Genomic DNA, 18306 nt, shown 5'->3' on the forward strand with positions numbered 1-18306 from the left:
GCAGTCTTTTCTTTATCAACAAGGAAGTTTTAAAGATACAAATTCACTTAAATGCAGCCGTTTAATGGGAGCTTATGCCTCAAGGCCATTGGCAATCTTGCCAGTCTGTAAGCATATGGAATAGTAAGCCTACAGCAACAATACGTGTTTTAGGGAAAAAGAGTAAAAGGAAGTAAACTGCAATTGCATAATAGGAGTGAAGTGGGTGAAATCCTATACTGCAGCGGTCTGCCGCGAAAATTGGAGTAGCTAATAGGTGGTCCAGATCGACTAACATCGTAGCAATCATAATAAGCCAGGCACGCTTCCATTGTTTCCTGAAAAACAAATAGGAAAGTAATCCCGGTACTAAAAAGTGTAAACTATAATGAACGAATGGTTGTAGGTAATGTAAGATGTCAATATCCATTTGTAAACGAAATGTAGTGATAGTAGTAGCTTTTTAATCCTTTTAACTGCTGTAAAGATAAGAATCCAAAAGTTAAATATTAATAGCAATCACTAAGCTATTGTCTGTTTTTTTATAAAGCGCAATAGTTGAAAACAAAAAGGCTTATCAGTTATTGGATAAGCCTTTTTGTTTTAGTAGTTTATAAACGAATGGGTATGTTTTTGATTCTTTTAACGATAAGATAATCTCTACATAGCTGCTTCAACAGCAGCTATCTTTTGGCCTTTTGTATCAATGAAATAATAATCATAGCTATCTTCATCTTCCGAGACCATGGCCATATTGTCTTCGAATGGTATTGCGGTCGCAAATTTGAAAGGGATTACTGTTTTACCGGTATTATCGATATAACCAAATTTGCCGTTTTTTTGCGCTAAGAAAATATTTCCTTGATCAGGTAAACCTAGATAGTCATATCCACTTGCTATTTTTTTGTTGTCTTTGATGCTATGTAAAGCATATGTGAGGTCTACCATCGTTACAAAGTAATCTTTATTGTGCATGAATATCATTTCATACTTAGCGGGAATAATAATTTGTTCCTTCTCATTCATTAGCCCCATTTTATTATTGATCGTAAATTGTAAAAGACCCTCTTTTGGAAAGCTGATCATTTCATACTTAGCAGGGATAAATATGTTTCCATCGGCATCTAGTAAACCGTATCTATCATCGTTTCCACATAGAAATTTAGCGTCATCTTCAGAATAGGTTAGGTAGTCATACTGTACGGGTATAATTTCTTGTCCTTGTAAATTTATTGCTCCTTGTTTGTCCGCTGAATCATAAACGATGGCTACTCCATCTTGAAAATAACCGATATTAGCATATTTTGGTTGGATGATAACCTCGTTATTTTCATTTCTCAAACCATAGGAACCATGCTCATCGACAAAGAAATAGCGGCCCTCTGCGACTTGATTTTCAGTATAACCAACAGCACTATCAACTTCCATTGGGCTGTAATCCTCTGGAATTTCGAATAATGAGGTTGCCAATTCTTCTGTTTTTACTTGGCTGGCCATAAAACCATTTCCAGCGACCATGATTGATAATGGCGCACCTGGTAACATTTCTAAGAAATTATACTCTGACCACGAAACAAAAGGGATCTGTTCGGTATACCAGACTTCTAACTCTATTCTCGTATCTGTATCTTCATTCGGCTCAAAAGTGATCAGAGCAAGTTTGCAGTTATATCCCGCTATGTTTTTTTCTTTTCCTTTGATATATTGAATCGGGATTTGGCTATAATCATTTTTAACACCGTCATTAAGAATGAGATATTCTTGTGATTGTGGTATCAATAAGAACGTTCTATTGCTTTTTTTATTTGTAATTTCGACATGGCTCTCGTCATGTGTATAGGAAATGCGTGTAAAGTCTTTATTTACCCATGCACGCACGTGATCATCGAGTAGTTCTTCAGCATGGACACTGTAATCAATTCGAAAGAACTTGGTAGATTGTGCTAATACAGTTAAACTAGTTAAGCAGACAGCAGCGATTGTTAACGTTAATTTTTTCATCTTCTTAAATTAATAATGCAAATATTCTGTTTTTAATCATAGCTTTCTATCCCTGCTTTCGGCTAGTTTTGTGGAACAGTTCATTCCTTCAAATATCCCTAATTTCAGCTATTGGATAAAGTTTCCAATAAGCATAATTTTGCAGTCAGTAATTGTAAATAATTAAATCATGGATAAAAATAAAATGAATTTGGGTGACGCTAATCAAGGAAAAACAGTCGCGATTGTGTCGTACCTGACTCTTATCGGGCTTGTTGCAGCTTTAGTAATGAATAATAGTAATCCAACTTCGCTTGGACGGTTTCATATCCGTCAAAGCATCGGCATTACCGTTTTTGCTATGGCTTTGGGAACATTAAGTTTTATACCTGGAATAGGTGGGATACTTTCAAAAGTAGCTGGTATTATCGTTCTCATTGCACTTGTTTTGGGAATCTTGGCTGCTGTTAATAAACAAGAAAAAGAAGTACCTGTTGTTGGTCAATTTTTTCAAAAATGGTTTTCAATGATCTAAAGTAAAGTTTAAAGAGGTGCCTATTCTAATTGGCGGCTTCTCTGAATAACTACGCATGAATGATAACTTATTTAGATATTGAATCATATGAAAAAAGCATGTTTATGTTTTTTAGCTGTTCTGATTTCTTGCGCCTCTTGGGCACAATCACCTGGTTTTAAGGTCCAAATTATTCAAAATGGAGTTGCCGTAGAACCGAAAGACGATGTTTATTACCTTAAAAGTGAGGCGTTTTCATTTGCATTCAGTTCGCAGGATGTAGCGGGTTTTCTGGTAGGAGCAACTTTTGATGATGATCTGTATCGTTCTGCAATTGGAACTGGAGATTTGGAAGTAAGCTGGTTTGCAAATACCGGAATCGCAGATGTTCTTTTTAATCCAGATCAAGAACTAATGGTGACTAATGATGCTCCAAGTTACTGGTATTATACAGACAAAATGGACCATCGATTTGATGAAAATACCACGGGAACTGCGGATAATTATGTGGCAAAGAGAACAATTTTAAGGTTTAAGGATCTTGCCGTAGACAAAGTAATTCCTGTGGAAGATTTTAAAAAATCTATTTACATCTATATGTACAATGGAGATCGTGATGATGATTTCAATTTAATTGATATCGAGACGCTTTTTTATGGAGAATTGAAATTCAATACGCTATAAGCTTAAATAGAGAGCTATTATAATTATTATTAATAATAGCTATTCTTCTTGTTTAAGTATGGATACCCACCATCCTTTTGCTCAATAGGATGGTGGGTATTTTGTTATACAGTTCAATACTCATGAATTGAAAATGATTGTTACCAGCGCCCTCCTGCGCCTCCTCCTCCTGAAGAACCACCTCCAAAACTTCCACCTCCCGAACTTCTTGAGCTGCTGGATCCACTTCCAGAACTACTTGAGGTGGACCTGACCAATCGTGCTGTGCTACTGGTGCCATGCGATAGGGTATAGCCACAGTATTTACACAATTCATACTTTTCTTCTAATCCTCCAGCGGTATAAGTTGCCTTGGTAATCGTTTTTCGTAGATCTTTTTCTAATGTTTTATAATGGCATTGCGGGCATGCCACTGTATTGTTGTTCTTGTCCCAAGGGATTAATTTAGTTTCACTCGTCTTACTGTTTACCCATACTTCGTATTCACGACTATTGATTTTTTCTTCCATCAATTGTCCTGCATCTAAAAATGACTTAATCTGTTTTGGACTGGTTTGGTCTCTGTTCATTCTTGACCAATTTCCTGAACTGTCGGGTGCTTCCAGTCGTCCTGCATGGAGCTGTAATCGTTTGATGGATCTCCCAAAATCTATCCATGCCAAAGGACTTATCAACAAGGGGATGAAATTCCATTTCAGAAATCGACGTACGGCACGCTGAATGTTTTCCTCATCTTTATACGACGCTGTGACCACTGTAAGTCCGGCATTGTACTTCATCGCTAGCGTAATAACAGCAAAAATGAGCAAGAAATAGGGCAGGTTTTTAACTTGGTATACTTGTTCGATATTCTCCAAGACAAATGCGAAAATAAATATGGTGATAAACATCAACATACCCATACAGCCGCAACCACTGATCAAAGGTGTGAAGTAATTGCTTTTTTTTATTATTTTCCCTTTTGTCATTTTGGTTACAGCGGTAATCCAGCCATAGAGCAATATAAATAAGACTATAACTAATACTGAATTTCGTAAGGTCGGGTTTTTAATATTCCAGAAAGGGATGGATTCGGGCATTAAGCTGTCCAATTCGGCCTGTGCATCTGGCGAGCCCAACACTTTTTGGATAAATCTTGCGGTCTCCAAGACCCCTCTGTCATATTCATCCTGTCGGAAATTGGGTACTAGATACTGCTCGCCAATACGCTTCAGGTAGGCATCTGGCAATATGCTCTCCATGCCATAGCCTGATATAAAGCGATATTCATGTCTGTTTTTAGCAATAAAAAGAAGTAGACCATTATTACTTTCTTTCTTCCCGATCCCCCAGGTATTGAATAATTTTAGTGCAAACTCAAAGTCGTCATCGCCCAAGTAGTCGTCGACGATAACGATTGCAAATTCACATTTTGTGATCGAATCGATTTGCCAACTTATCGCATCGAGTTCGTTCGCTACGTTTTGAGAAAGGATATGATCGGGATTGGAAACAAAATGGATCTGCCCTTGAGTTTTGGGATTAGGAATGTTCTCAACGGTATACTGAGCAAAAGTAGCGGATGACCCTATTAGAAGAATTAGGGTAAAAACGGTGTGACTAATTTTTTTTAGAATTGTTGACATTACCTAAATTAAATTTTGTGTTTCGAACGTTAAAAACCCTTCATGCCCAGCTGTTTGATCCTGCTATACTATTTTGGATCTTAGAATGGAAAATATAAATGCCTATAATTCGGTCAATCAGATTAGTTTTCATCGAGGTTTATTTTTCACTGGAAATATACGGATTTTTCAGATGGTCGTATGTGAAAATTAAAGCCTTTTGACTTGGATTAATTTGTTGTGAATTTAGGAATTTCTGGTAAAGCTTGGTAAAATATAGAGTGTAATCTCTCTCTTCTTTGATTTTATTGTTAATCGCTGATACGTATAATACGCAGCTAAGATTAATAAAAACAGGGCCTCAGTTTTTCATCCCAGTTTTTATTGATTCAAATTATTTGTATCATTGTGTAATCACGACCAATTGCGTGTATGATAAATACTTAATATTAAACCGCCATGTCAATCCATAGTAAGAAAAGTTGATTTCTGCTTTTTCAGAACAAGATGTTGTTAAGTTTGAACGAGTTCAATCATACAATTGAAACTAACCCTTATTCATAAATTAGATGAAAAAAATCCAGTTATTGATTTTATTGCTGATGCCTTATTTTTTATCAGCAAGCACCTATTATTTAGACCCAACAGCAGGTAAGGATACTAATTCAGGCCTTTCTCCTCAAGACGCCTGGAGAAGTTTTAATAAGTTAGCTAACCTTCGCCTGAATGCCGGAGATTGTATAGCATTGAAACGAGGGGAGGTATTCGATCAAGTTCTAGAGCTTTCAGCTCAAGGTAGTTTTTTGGAGCCCATTGTGGTTTCCGCCTATGGTCAAGGTCATAAGCCGATCATCAGAGCACCTGATCATTCATTATATGCCGTGCGCATCTTCAATAGTTCCTATTTGCAGCTCAAGGATATAGAAGTTGTCAACACGGGTTCCACAATATTGCCCACCCGTACCGGTGTTAAGCTCGAGAGTAGCAATTATGGAACAGCCCATGCCCTTGTGTTGAGTGGTTTAGATATTAGAGATGTTAATGGCAGCTTGGTGAAGGGCGAAGGTGGAGGCTCGGGTATTTTAATCGAAAGTCGAGGTGATTCCATCCTTTCTAATTTTGATGCATTATTGATCGAGGACTGTACCATCAAGAGATGCCAGCGGAATGGGATGATTTGGAGCGCCAACTGGAATCGGAACCACCGATGGTTCCCCAGTACCAATACCATTGTCCGAAATAATTTTATCCAGGGTGTTCCTGGGGATGGTATTGTACCCATTGCCTGTGTCAATACCTTGATAGAATTCAATAAAATGGTAGATTGCCCAGAGATTTTGCCACAAACCGAAGCTGCGGCCGGATTTTGGCCTTGGAGCTGTGACAATACAACAATTCAATTTAATGAAGTTACGGGGCATAATGCTCCTTGGGATGCACAGGGGTTTGATTCCGATTATAACTGTCGGAATACCGTTATTCAATACAACTATAGCCATCATAATGCTGGCGGATTTGTATTGATATGCAATTCTGGTGAATCGCGCGATCAAATAGGCAATATCGGCACTCGGGTGCAATACAATTTGAGTATAGATGACGGAAACCGCATTAAACCTACTCGTATGGGTATGTTTTCACCATCCATTCATATTGCAGGGCCTGCAAAAGAGACATCAATTTATAGAAATATCATCTATGCTGGCCTCAAAAGTGCTGAAAACGTACATCGCTCAATACTCACCTCGGATTCCTGGGGTGGGTATGCCGATCAGACTAAGATTTTTGAAAACATATTCATAGCACAGCAAAAATCGAGTTTTGATCTGCAGTCTTCTACCAAGAATTTAACGATGGACAATACCTTTATCGGTGAATTCGATTCAAAGGTTATTCTAGCGAAGACCAATAGGATGAACCCGGATTTGAAGGGCTATTCAGCAGAGGCATTGCGAGCTAGATTTTTAAAAATTAAATGTATCGCGCAAGGCAAGCAGGAAATCGTTTATTTGGATAGACAAGCGTTGGAAGATTTTTTTGATCAGACCGCTATTTCCAAATGATAATGATTTAAACACTAGATGCTGAAACTTTATGTCAAAATGATACAGGGTTCATTCTCTGTGTTTTCTAAACAAAAAATAATGTTGCCATGAGATAATGCTGTTTGCTTTTTCTTTGGATGCTATTCCACTTAGTATTTGACCTTTTGAAAATCTTATCTATTATTTTTCATATTGTTTTAATCTGCAAATAGCGGAATCGTATCATTAAGAAAGTCAGCCCTATGAACGTAAAAAAAAATGCTTAGCTTCAGTTCAGATTTCTATAGAAGTGTATTTTTTTGAACACAAAAAAAGTAATCTGTACTCTTGTATGCCTTAAAATATTTGGAATTCACATTTCTTAACTACTAAATTGTAAAGTGCAATGCATAAACTTAAAAGAAAAGGTATCAGATCTCAATTGAAAGAAAGAGATATATTTTCCAATAAAGGAGATTATGGTCATGCACTTATCATTGCGGGTCGAAAAGGCAGTATGGGAGCTGCTGTGATATCAGCCAAGGCAGCGATAAGGTCGGGTGTTGGATTGTTGACGGTAAGCGTACCCGCTGATGAAAGACTTATTATGCAAACTACTGTCCCCGAAGCAATGCTCGATATGAGAGAAGAAAAGCAGCATCAGATAGAAAAGTTCTCGGCAATAGGGATAGGCCCGGGTCTGGGTACCGATAGCGCTTCGGAAGAATTGTTGATTAAGGCCCTGACGCAATTTAACAAGCCTTTAGTGTTGGATGCAGATGGACTGAACATCATTTCTAATGCAAAAAAACTGTTGCAGCAGATACCAGCAGGGACCATCATCACACCTCACCCCAAAGAGTTCGACCGGCTGTTTGGCACCCATCAAAATAGAGAAGATCGGATCAATACCGCAATCAAAAAAGCAAAAGAATACCATATCATTATTGTATTAAAAGGGCATGAAACGGCGGTAATATCGGATGAGCAAATCGTGTACAATACCACCGGTAATGCTGGTCTTGCAAAAGGCGGGTCTGGAGATGCGTTGACCGGGATGATCACCTCCTTTTTAGCTCAGGGATATGTACCTTTTAGCGCCGCGAGTATAGGTGTGTTTATTCATGGTTTGGCAGCTGACCTTACCTTAAAAACGCAAACTATGGAAACCATGATCATAACGGATGTTATTGAGAATTTTGCTAACGCTTTTAAAAGAGTCCGTCAATAAAATTTGTTTCTAAGTAAGCCTTATCTCTCTTATTATAAGGTTAATTGATGTTATAGTCTATTCTTGAATGTTTCATAGTTTGTTGAATTTTATTTGCATTAAAATTAATTTTATTATTACCTTTACTCAAGGTTATAAGCCAATCATTTTATGAAAAAAACACTGCTTTTGCTTACCTTATCTTCGGGGATGTTAACACTGCAACAAGGGCTAGCGCAACAAATGAAAGATTATGTTGTCACGATGAAAGGAGATACCATCTATGGTGAAATGGGCTCTGTGAAAAATAAAAAGGTCTATATGCTGGTTAATGGTGAAAAGAAAACTTATTATCCTCCTCAAATTTATCGTATTTATAACCACAATACGGATAAGCATTATGCGACCTCTTTTATAGAATTGGGGATGGAGAAGATAAAAGATTCGGATCCCAAAATGTATGTCATAAAAGAAAAGGTGAGATTGAAAAACAAACCACTTTTTACAGAAATATTGCATGATGGGGATATCATCGTATATAATTTTAAAAGGCAAGGTAATAGAGGTAGTTTTTCGACACCTACTAATTTTTATTATGCGCTGAAACGATCAACTGGTGAAATTGCAGAACTGAAGATGTCTGGTTTTTTCCTGTTGGGAAGAATGTCTAAGAAAAACCGTAATCTCAATTTAACTAAAATGATGGAAGATGAGCCTGAATTGATTGAAAGACTAGAGAATGAGGAAAAGGTGGATTATGATGTGTTTTCCAATTATATAAAGGAATACAATGTGCTAAAAAAAGCACAAAATGTAAATCCGCTGGAAATATTCTAGTCCAATAACCCCCCACATTAAACATATCTGTTTACCTATAGATGAGAGGAAGAAGGAAGCCTAAAGTTGTGACTAGGGCTTCTTAATTTACTGTTCTATATTCAGTAGGCGACATTCCTACTTTTTGCTTGAACAGTCTGGTGAAATGTTGGGGGTAGCTGAAGCCCAACTCATAGGCGATCTGGCTGATGGATTTATCATGGTCGAATATACGTTGCTTGGCTAGGTCGATTACCTTCGTTTGGATATATTCTTGCGCTGTAATACCCGTTTCGCTTTTAATCAGATCTCCAAAGTAATTTGCGGAAAGGTTTAGTTCCCAAGCGAAATAGGCAACGGTAGGTAAACCTTTGGTTGATGCCTTGTTCTCTGAAAAATAAGCCATTAATAAATCTTCAAACTTCTCCAGTACTCCTTTATTCGAGTGATCTCTGGTCACAAATTGTCTATCATAAAAACGGTTACAGTAGTTCAAGAACAGTTCAATATTAGACGTGATTAATGTTTTACTATGTTGGTCTATGCTGTGTTCCATTTCATATTGAATTTTGGAAAAGCAATCCAGTGCAATCTGTCGTTCTTTTTCGGATAGGTGCAATGCTTCGTTGACATCGTAAGAAAAGAAGTTATACGCTTGAATTTTATCTCCTAAAGAAGTCCCTTTTATTAAATCGGGATGGAACAGCAGGGCCCATCCATAAGGTTGAAATGTCGTAACATTGGGCTGAACACCTAGTACTTGTCCAGGTGCGATAAAAACGAGGGTACCTTCCTGAAAGTCATAGTTATGACGACCGTACTTCAATTCTCCACATTTTAGTTCTTTTAAATATATAGCATATAGGCCAAAGTTGAACGTCTGTGCTGGCATCGGTACGGCCTGCGATAGGTCGATGACGGTAACTAAAGGGTGCAAAGTCTCTACACCACGCATTTTGTTGTAGGTGTCTACACTATCTAATTTTATTATATCTTCCATAACCATTTGCTTTATTAATTCAAAATTAACGATTTAGTATCATATCTGCATGTGATTGAGTAAGTAACCGTAATAGTGGTAGGTATAACCGTAATCTGTATACGGACAAATCAAATTAATCTGTTCAATTTTGTTATATCGTGCTAAAAGGAAGATGGCACTGAAGCATTTACAGAGTTTGAACATAGTTATTAATAAGCTTGTCTCTTTTGTTATATAAAACTCTCAAAAGAGTTTTAAATGTTTGTGAAACTGAAGTATAACCATTAAAAATAAAAAGAATGGAAAATAATAATCGTAGAGATTTCTTGAAAAAAGGAGCATTATTTGGTACCACATTATGGGCGAGCTCTGCATTAGGAGTTGTTGGATGTAGTAGCGCAGCTGATAAGGAACAGAACAATAGTGAAAATAATAAAGCTGTTCTAAAATCAAAAATTAGGACGTTAGGAGCAGGAGAACATCGTATAGAGGTGTCGGCTATGGGTTTAGGATGTATGGGGATGAGTTACCACAGGAGTTTTGTTCCTGATCGAAAGCTAATGATCGATTTATTACGCAGATCTCCAGAATTGGGACTGAATTTTTATGATACTGCAGAAGCTTATGGTCCATTTTTCAATGAAGAACTTGTGGGAGAGGCCGTGGCTCCGTTCCGTAAGGAAATCATTATTGCAACCAAATTTGGTTTTAAAAATGGTAAGCCTGCAGATGGTTTAGATAGTCACCCCGATCGTATACGAGCTGTAGTTGAGCACTCATTAAAAAGCCTGAGAACAGATTATATTGACCTGTTGTACCAACATCGGGTGGATCCTAATATCCCGATTGAAGATGTCGCAGGAACAGTTAAAGATCTGATTGCTGAAGGTAAGGTTAAGCATTTCGGAATGAGTGAAGCTAGTGTGGAAGTAATCAGAAAGGCGCACGTCGTTCAACCTTTGACTGCTTTACAGAGTGAGTACTCTCTATTTACACGCCAGCCCGAAAAGGATGTAATTCCATTATGCGAGGAATTGGGTATCGGTTTTGTGCCTTACAGTCCATTGAGCCGTGGGATGATAACCGGCTATCTGAATGAACGTTCTAAATATGATGCTCGTAATGATAATAGGCCATCTTTACCTAGATATCAACCTGAAAATGTGATCGCTAATTGGAAATTGATCGACACGTTGAAAGAATTTGGAGATTATAGGGGGTTAACGGTGGCACAAGTTGCTTTAGCTTTGCTATTGGCTCAAAAACCTTTTATCGTTCCCATTCCAGGTACAACTAAATTGGCTCATTTACAAGAAAATCTTTGGGCTGCTGATTTTGAATTTTCGACAGAAGAGCTACAGGGGCTCACGTCAAAATTGAATCAGATAACGATTGTAGGCGATCGCTTGACTGGTATTTCTGCAGAGCAGGTGAGAAAATAACAATTGCAAGGTATCTTTCCAATAAAAAGAATATAAAATACACAAGCATCCGCAGAAGCTTGTGTATTTTTGCATAAAAAAAGTAATGAACGCAGTACTTCGATATTTGAATCCACATGGTAAAATAAATTATAGTGTAGAGCTATTAGCCGGATTGACAGTTGCTATGACCATGATTCCTGAATCATTGTCGTTTGCAATATTGGCAGGTCTGTCTCCATTGACAGGTCTTTATGCCGCGTTTATGATGGGATTGGTCACCGCTTTTTTAGGAGGACGACCCGGCATGATATCTGGTGGTGCCGGTGCAACTGTTGTTACACTCATCGCGCTGATCAGTATGCACGGTGTCGAATATCTGTTTGCAACAGTGGTACTCGCCGGTGTTCTGCAGTTTTTGGTGGGTGCTTTTAAATTCGGAAAGTTTGTTCGATTGATTCCTCAGCCAGTGATGTATGGCTTCTTGAATGGTTTAGCTGTTATCATCTTTATGTCTCAGGTAGAGCAGTTTAAAGTAGTCAATGCTGATGGTGTAAAACATTGGCTTTCGGGTTCTACTGGATACATTATGCTTGCCTTGACGTTATTCTCTGCGCTTCTGGTTTATATATTTCCAAAGATATCGAAAGCTATCCCAGCTTCCTTGGTTGCCATCCTTGCTACTTTTCTGGTCGTATACCTTTTTAAAATAGATACCAAGACGGTTGGTGATATTGCTTCTGTTAAAGGTAATCTACCTGCGTTTCACATACCGATGATACCCTTCAATTGGGAGACGTTGACGATTATCTTTCCTTTTGCACTGGTCATGGCTTCTGTTGGTATGATTGAATCCTTGTTGACGTTATCGATGGTCGATGAGCTTACTGCAACCAAAGGCAATGCTAATCGAGAAGCTATGGCACAGGGTACAGCCAATGTTGTCAATGGCTTATTTGGTGGCATGGGTGGTTGTGCCATGGTTGCGCAAACTTTGGTCAACATTAACGCTGGCTCACGCTCGCGTCTATCGGGTATCATTGGGGCATTGACCATTTTAGCGATTATTTTGGTGGCAGCACCTTTTATCGAACTGATACCTATGGCAGCCTTGGTAGGGGTGATGATGGTGGTGGCTATCGGCACTTTTCAATGGGTTTCTTTTCGGATCATCACGAAAATGCCTAAATCGGATATCCTTGTTGGTATGTTGGTTGCACTGATCACAATCGTGCTGCACAATCTGGCTTTAGCTGTGCTGGTTGGGGTCGTTATTTCTGCCCTGGTCTTTGCTTGGGATAATGCAAAACGTATCCGTGCACGAAAAACGACCGATGAGGAGGGAAATAAAGTATACGAAATATATGGGCCGTTGTTCTTTGGTTTCTGTGGCTGGTTTTTTGGAGAAATTTGAAGTTAGCGAGGATCCAGAGCTCGTGATTGTCGATTTTAAAGAAAGTAAGATAACGGATATGAGTGCTATCGATGCGGTCAATAAGTTAGCTGAAAAGTATAGAATGCAATCCAAGACGCTAAGATTGCGTCATTTGAGCCAAGATTGTAAGGCAATTTTGAAGAAAGCAAATAGTTCGGTAGAGATCGAGATTTCGGAAAATGATCCGACTTATAAAGTAATGCCGAAATAAATTTTAGCTACTGACAATAGGTTGTCAATATCACTGCTATTTTTGACATATCAATTTAAAATAGAGCGATATGAATACAGTAGCAATTATTTCGAAAGAAGAATTATTGAAACATTGGTTAGGACATCGAAACCTAACAAGAAAGACAATTGAAAAATTTTCTGAAGAAGACCTTTTTACTTTTTCGGTACCTGGAATGCGGACATTTGGTGAATTGGCCAATGAGTTGATATCCATTGCTGTACCTGGACTGACAGGTATTGTCAATAGACAGGTAACAGGCTATGCCGAAGCGAATAAATACGAAACCAAAGCTGCTATATTGGAAGTATGGGATCAGCATACAGAAGAGCTCAAACAACTTTGGGCGCAACTCAAAGAGGAGGATTTTCATCAGACTTTTAACCTGTTTGGTGAATATGAGTTCCCGATTATAGAGAATGTTCTCTATTTTATCGATAATGAAGTACATCATCGTGCACAGGGATTTGTGTATCTGCGCGCTTTAGGTATCGTACCCCCATTTTTCTGGGACCGTTAAGATCTTTTTCTATAATAGAAGTTATCGATAGGAAAGAAGGCCTAATTTGTATGAGGCCTTCTTTCTTATTTTAAACGCAGAAGTTGTAATTGCAGGATTGATTTTACATTTTCTTTTAAGGAATAGGGGCTGATTATATCTGCATGGTCGCCAAACATCATAAACCAGCGCGCAAAGCCCATGTCAGCGTTTTTGACATCAAAAATCATCTCCACTTGACCATCTTTTAGGCTTTCTTCTTTAAAACCAAAATATTTGCGTTCCCAATGCAGGTAATGCGCAAATAATGGGTCGACATGAATGACCACACGTGTAAATGTAGCTTCTAATTCTCGTTCTGCTAGGTATTGTTCTAGATCGGGATGTTTCTTGAATTGCAGCTGATCCAATATCTTGATATTGGAGATACGATCCGTTCGAAATTGTCTGTAGTCGTTCCGTACTAAACAAAAGGCATAGATATACCAATGATTACTTTCATGAAAGACACCTATGGGTTCTATTTCCCTAATGGTAGCCTCTTGTTGATAAGCGGCCTGATAACTGATCTCCAATACATTTTTTTGTGCAATGCACTGGAAAAGCGTAGTCAGTGTATTAGGAAGTGCTTTGCTCAATTGATTGTGTGATATGGACCTCATAACCACATTTTTGTCTATGGTTTCCATCCAATCTTTATCCGAGCTTCGTATAATTGCCTTTAGCTTATAGATCGCAGAAGAAAAATGATCTTTCATTTCTTTATCGATAAATTTAATCGCGAGTTTCTCAGCTGCAACAAAACTTGATATTTCTGGTTTTGTAAACATCATGGGGGGTATTTTGTACCCCTCTACCAGTTCGTAACCTAGACCAGCTTCGCCGATAATGGGTATCCCTGCCGCAGTTAGGCTTCTAATATCGCGGTAAATAGTCCTAAGGCTGACCTCAAAACGGTTCGCTAATTCTTGTGCTTTGACTGTCTTCTTCGACTGTAGTTGAATTAAAATAGCGAGTATGCGATCAAATCTGTTGAGTTCTTCCACTTTAAAAATCTTCTTCTGAATGCGATTGAATATGGGTTTAAGATATAGAATAAATTTTAAAGAGAACCATTGAAACGGATATATTTATAGATTTTGTTTTGATATCTTTCATTTAATTAATATAGTTATCCTTGTTCACCTCAATGAAAGGTTGAGTATTTCAGTTTATATTTCATAAGCATTCATTTCGTCTTAGATGGTTCTATATTTTATTTTTTCAAAGTTGATTGTTCAAGATCCGCGATGATTGCGGCAGCATAATCTTCACCATTTAGTGCTGAGGCTAGTAGTAAAGCGCCGGGGCTGAAGACGTTAATCTCCATGATTTTATCTGCAATAATATCCAGGCCTACGAAATACATACCATCTTTCGCTAGTTTCTCTGCAACTTTTTCGACCATAGCTAATAGTTCCGGGCTGATGATTGCTTTTTGTGCCTTGGCTCCCTGATGGATGTTGCTCCTTAGCTCGCCAGCAGGTTGCACCCGATGTACACTGGCGTATTTTCCATTGATGACGAGAGGTTTTCCGTTGAGTAGGAAAAAGCGGATATCACCATATTGCGCATCGGGTAGGTATTCCTGTGCGATCAAATAACCATCGCGGCAGATGACTTCGACAATTTGCTTGAGGTTTTTACTTTCTAGCTCATTGACAAGAAATACATTCTTTCCGCCCGAGCCTTTTAAGGGCTTTAATATGATCTTATTATTTTCCTTTTCAAAAAACTCTTTTACATCGTCGTAACTACGGGTGACGATGGTTCTCGGACGTATCTCCTCAGGGAAATTTTCAAGATAGAGTTTGTTTTCGGCATCAATAAGGGCGCGCGGGTTGTTCAGCACTCTGACACCAAGATTTTGTGCTAGTTGTGCAAACTGCAGCCCCATAGCGGCAGCCCATGGTCTATTGATCATATCAAGAAACCGGGTCATATCGGAGCCAGAGGATATCCAATTCATGTAGAAAGACTCTTTCCTTAGTTGTGGATCGGAGTGTGTCAATCAGTTGTTCGGTGTCTGAAATATCATCGATATGGTGTACGGCTCGAGCATGGGCACCAACCTGATCTTGATCGAGATAAACAAAATCTGCCAGTCCGATATAATAAATAGAGTGGCCTCGCTGGAGCGCTTTTAGTGCTAATAATGTGGTGGTGAAACTTGCCTTTTCTTTGTGTGTCTGATTGATGATAAATGCGATTTTCATGTCGGATAGTGCTTTAAAAATTTGAAAGGTTGAAAATATTGTCTCCTGCTTTGATTTTATCTATATTCTGTAAATATGGTTCTGATAAGTAACGCGGTTTTAAGATCGGATTATTTAAAAGACCTCTTTGTGTCAATTCTTCTACAATCGGAATGTAGTCTTCTCTAATTTTGCCAATAAGAAGTGGAGATAAACTTCTTCCTTCTCGGATGTAGGTAATAATGCTCATAAGACCCTTGAGGTAAAGCGCGTCTTTGGTCAATCCGCCACCACGATAAACACGAGTACAGATCGAAAAGGCTGTCTCCTCCGTGAAGTGGTAATGGTCTACCAATAAAAAGAAAGTATCACTAAAATTATGACCAGCCAATAGATGATGTACGGCGACTACTCGGGCTGCAATGATGCGTAATCGATCGCCGCTCAGTTCATTGACCATATATTCCGAAAACACAGCTAACCCTTCTTGCAATTGCTCGTATCCTGGTACACCCAAGCTGAACAATTTAAAGGGTTGTGACTTACCATTGAAATAGGTGACGATATGCGTACCGACTTCATGTTGGATCAGTGCTCTAGCTCTAGATTCTTCGACTTCGTAATATTTACTGATGTTAAGGACACCGCGATTGACCATAATGCCCGTGATGTCTTCTCGAATTCGGACTCCGGTCTCCAGCGTGGGCAGTTGTTGCCGGAGGTATGCGAGCTCTTCTTTTGCCAATTTTGCAAATGCTGTAGCATTGATCATTTTTTTTGGTGGCGCTTTTTTCTTCCCATTGCGCTCATATACCAATAATATCGCTTTTGCAGTCTCGAGTAAATTATCACTCACATTACCAAAAACTTGTAGGCTGCCATGTAAAAAGCCTTCATTTCCACGGTCGATCAACATGGTCATCATGGCATCTAATTCTTTACGCTTGTCCCTAAAAAGATAGGCTATGGTTGGATCATCGATATCTTCTATTCTCAGGTCATATAAATGCCTCTTGACCAGCTCTGGGTCGATTGGCATTGGCCTATACCTGAATTTAGGAGATTTTAAGAACTTATCTTTTTTGAACTGTAACCAAGCTTCACGTGTATTTAGGGGACTTACTAATAATAGAAAATCAAATTTTTGACTTTCGACAGCTAGATTTTGATCTATTTCCATGACCAGAGGCTGTAGTTCTGTGGTCTTTAACATTCTGAACTGAGAGACCTTCAGCGAAGTATAGAGTCGCACAAATTCCAAGAAATTCTTGCGCAGACTTTTTGTAAAAACGTCGCGATAATTTCTCAGAATAAGAGGGTATGCATTTCCTGTAAGCGCATCGATATAATGTGGCTTTATCGCAATTCCCGTATAAATAAGCTGTTTGTATTCCTCGGCCAAAGGGTTGATGAATGGGACTGTCCCAGGAGGTGTAGGCGATTTGGCATCTTTTTGAATTGCAATCGATAACGCCAGATTCTGGTCATTGGTCTTAAAATCCTTGATAAACTTTTGGGCGATTGGTAAGGCCGATTTTTGCGATATGTGTAGTGTTACATCGTTGTCCATATCTTTGTTCTGCCAGATTTCGATCAGTTGACAGGCACCGAATTCATCAATCAGTTGCCGGATAATGGGCGCTGCAACAGCGTTAAAGTCTAAGTCGGACTCTTTTCCCACCACTGAACAAGTTTCCGACTTTGCCAAAGTGGATAGCATCTGATCTTTCCCTTCGGGAGGTATGCGGTAGACTAAAAGTAAGGGAATAATGCGCTTAAGAACAAGTTTACTATCTTTTGAAAACTGTATGTGAACGGGTTCTTTTTGTGTGATGGATGTAACTGCTTTTGCGATTGCTTTACTTTGATCCATAATGATTTTGATAGCTTTGTTTAATGAAAGAGATGGAAGAATGTAGTATTTTTTTGAGCGACTCAATATGCTCGAGATTAGGGACACCGGTCCATTCATTCATAAAATCCTTTCTAAATTCAATGGATATAACACAGCCTTTCTGACCATATTTACTGTTGATCCACTTAGAAAGATATCCTCCAGAGAATTTAACGTTTTCTCGAGCGTCAATAGTTTGTCCATTGATTTTGTGCTCCTTCAGGTATTTCATGAAGTTGTCAATCAACGGTCTCCAGATACCGGTATTATTAATCGTCCCGATATTGATTTGTGGATTAGTCTTAGTATCTACCACCTCATCAGGACCCAAGCGCTTGGCATTGTAGCTGTGGATGTCATAAATGATAAAATAGCCAAACTGTTGGATGCTGTTTTCGATTATGAGTGACAGCAACTTCTGAATATAATGATAAGATTGATGCAGTTGTGCTACAATTGCTTTGGTAGGGGGCTGTTTCCATACCTGTAAACCCCAAGCCTGGTCCGGATGGATATAAACAGCATCTTGAATGGGTCTATTAAGGTCTATTTGAAATCTAGAAGTTTTGATCAGGAGCCTATTGGTATCAAGATCTGTTAATAGTCCTGTATAAGGGTCTTCTTCTCTTAATCTTTCGGATTCAGAAAGATTCATGAGAGAGGAGATTTGATTTGCAATTTGATGTCCATCGTGAATGGCCAATGCTAGAACTGGTCCACCTTTTTCTTCTAAAACATATTGAATTTCCATATTGCTTTTTTGCTTATATAAGTAGATCATATAAGAGATAAACAATT

The 18306-nt window shown here is 38.5% G+C and carries 16 protein-coding genes and 1 pseudogene; 8 read left to right on the forward strand and 9 right to left on the reverse strand.

Going from position 1 to position 18306, the window contains the following annotated elements:
- Nucleotides 1–79: 79 nt before the first annotated feature.
- Nucleotides 80–409: a DUF6122 family protein gene (locus ACFX5U_RS09185; RefSeq protein ID WP_280568471.1), complete on the reverse strand. Its 330-nt coding sequence runs from the start codon at nucleotides 407–409 to the stop codon at nucleotides 80–82.
- A gap of 230 nt (nucleotides 410–639) precedes the next feature.
- The gene (locus ACFX5U_RS09190) at nucleotides 640–1980 is read right to left on the reverse strand and encodes a WG repeat-containing protein (protein WP_400263216.1); all 1341 of its coding nucleotides are present in this window, start codon (nucleotides 1978–1980) and stop codon (nucleotides 640–642) included.
- A gap of 169 nt (nucleotides 1981–2149) precedes the next feature.
- Here ACFX5U_RS09190 and ACFX5U_RS09195 point away from each other — a divergent pair, with 169 nt between their 5' ends.
- Nucleotides 2150–2494 (forward strand): DUF4870 domain-containing protein, encoded by a 345-nt coding sequence (locus ACFX5U_RS09195; RefSeq protein WP_400263217.1) that lies wholly within the window; start codon nucleotides 2150–2152, stop codon nucleotides 2492–2494.
- 87 nt (nucleotides 2495–2581) lie between these two features.
- A complete protein-coding gene (locus ACFX5U_RS09200) occupies nucleotides 2582–3157 on the forward strand; it encodes a hypothetical protein (RefSeq protein ID WP_400263218.1) in 576 nt (191 codons plus the stop codon).
- A 140-nt stretch (nucleotides 3158–3297) separates the two neighbouring features.
- Here ACFX5U_RS09200 and ACFX5U_RS09205 read toward each other — a convergent pair whose 3' ends face one another.
- The gene (locus ACFX5U_RS09205; protein ID WP_400263219.1) at nucleotides 3298–4782 is read right to left on the reverse strand and encodes a TPM domain-containing protein; all 1485 of its coding nucleotides are present in this window, start codon (nucleotides 4780–4782) and stop codon (nucleotides 3298–3300) included.
- A 548-nt stretch (nucleotides 4783–5330) separates the two neighbouring features.
- Between ACFX5U_RS09205 and ACFX5U_RS09210 the strand changes: the two genes are divergently transcribed.
- The 3 genes from ACFX5U_RS09210 (at nucleotide 5331) to ACFX5U_RS09220 (ending at nucleotide 8832) form a co-directional block, all read left to right on the forward strand.
- Nucleotides 5331–6824, forward strand: a complete 1494-nt coding sequence (locus ACFX5U_RS09210) for a right-handed parallel beta-helix repeat-containing protein (protein WP_400263220.1) — start codon at nucleotides 5331–5333, stop codon at nucleotides 6822–6824.
- Nucleotides 6825–7191: 367 nt separating this feature from the next.
- A complete protein-coding gene (locus ACFX5U_RS09215) occupies nucleotides 7192–8016 on the forward strand; it encodes an NAD(P)H-hydrate dehydratase (RefSeq protein ID WP_400263221.1) in 825 nt (274 codons plus the stop codon).
- A 150-nt stretch (nucleotides 8017–8166) separates the two neighbouring features.
- Complete coding sequence (locus ACFX5U_RS09220) at nucleotides 8167–8832, forward strand: hypothetical protein (RefSeq protein ID WP_400263222.1); 666 nt, start codon at nucleotides 8167–8169, stop codon at nucleotides 8830–8832.
- Nucleotides 8833–8914: 82 nt separating this feature from the next.
- Here the strand turns inward: ACFX5U_RS09220 and ACFX5U_RS09225 are convergent, their stop codons facing one another.
- Nucleotides 8915–9811, reverse strand: coding sequence for a helix-turn-helix domain-containing protein (locus ACFX5U_RS09225; protein WP_400263223.1), 897 nt, complete (start codon nucleotides 9809–9811; stop codon nucleotides 8915–8917).
- A gap of 281 nt (nucleotides 9812–10092) precedes the next feature.
- On the opposite strand from ACFX5U_RS09225, the gene ACFX5U_RS09230 reads away from it, so the two are divergent.
- From ACFX5U_RS09230 to ACFX5U_RS09240, 3 genes and pseudogenes are all read left to right on the forward strand, one after another.
- The gene (locus ACFX5U_RS09230; RefSeq protein ID WP_400263224.1) at nucleotides 10093–11235 is read left to right on the forward strand and encodes an aldo/keto reductase; all 1143 of its coding nucleotides are present in this window, start codon (nucleotides 10093–10095) and stop codon (nucleotides 11233–11235) included.
- A gap of 85 nt (nucleotides 11236–11320) precedes the next feature.
- Nucleotides 11321–12860, forward strand: a pseudogene (locus ACFX5U_RS09235) (SulP family inorganic anion transporter).
- Nucleotides 12861–12930: 70 nt separating this feature from the next.
- Nucleotides 12931–13401 carry a DinB family protein gene (locus ACFX5U_RS09240; RefSeq protein WP_280568447.1) on the forward strand — a complete coding sequence of 157 codons (471 nt, stop codon included), beginning with the start codon at nucleotides 12931–12933 and terminating at the stop codon, nucleotides 13399–13401.
- A 65-nt stretch (nucleotides 13402–13466) separates the two neighbouring features.
- Here ACFX5U_RS09240 and ACFX5U_RS09245 read toward each other — a convergent pair whose 3' ends face one another.
- The 5 genes from ACFX5U_RS09245 to ACFX5U_RS09265 all read right to left on the reverse strand — a co-directional run bounded on the left by ACFX5U_RS09245 (nucleotide 13467) and on the right by ACFX5U_RS09265 (nucleotide 18259).
- Nucleotides 13467–14426: a helix-turn-helix transcriptional regulator gene (locus ACFX5U_RS09245; RefSeq protein WP_400263225.1), complete on the reverse strand. Its 960-nt coding sequence runs from the start codon at nucleotides 14424–14426 to the stop codon at nucleotides 13467–13469.
- 209 nt (nucleotides 14427–14635) lie between these two features.
- Nucleotides 14636–15343, reverse strand: coding sequence for an ATP-grasp domain-containing protein (locus tag ACFX5U_RS09250; RefSeq protein ID WP_400263226.1), 708 nt, complete (start codon nucleotides 15341–15343; stop codon nucleotides 14636–14638).
- A gap of 1 nt (nucleotide 15344) precedes the next feature.
- The gene (locus tag ACFX5U_RS09255) at nucleotides 15345–15635 is read right to left on the reverse strand and encodes a hypothetical protein (RefSeq protein WP_400263227.1); all 291 of its coding nucleotides are present in this window, start codon (nucleotides 15633–15635) and stop codon (nucleotides 15345–15347) included.
- 13 nt (nucleotides 15636–15648) lie between these two features.
- Nucleotides 15649–17487, reverse strand: a complete 1839-nt coding sequence (locus tag ACFX5U_RS09260; RefSeq protein ID WP_400263228.1) for a flavohemoglobin expression-modulating QEGLA motif protein — start codon at nucleotides 17485–17487, stop codon at nucleotides 15649–15651.
- Nucleotides 17474–18259, reverse strand: coding sequence for an N-formylglutamate amidohydrolase (locus ACFX5U_RS09265; protein ID WP_400263229.1), 786 nt, complete (start codon nucleotides 18257–18259; stop codon nucleotides 17474–17476). Before ACFX5U_RS09265 ends, ACFX5U_RS09260 begins: the two co-directional genes overlap by 14 nt.
- Nucleotides 18260–18306: the final 47 nt, after the last annotated feature.

The organism is Sphingobacterium sp. SG20118, from assembly GCF_044740685.1.
GTDB lineage: Bacteria > Bacteroidota > Bacteroidia > Sphingobacteriales > Sphingobacteriaceae > Sphingobacterium.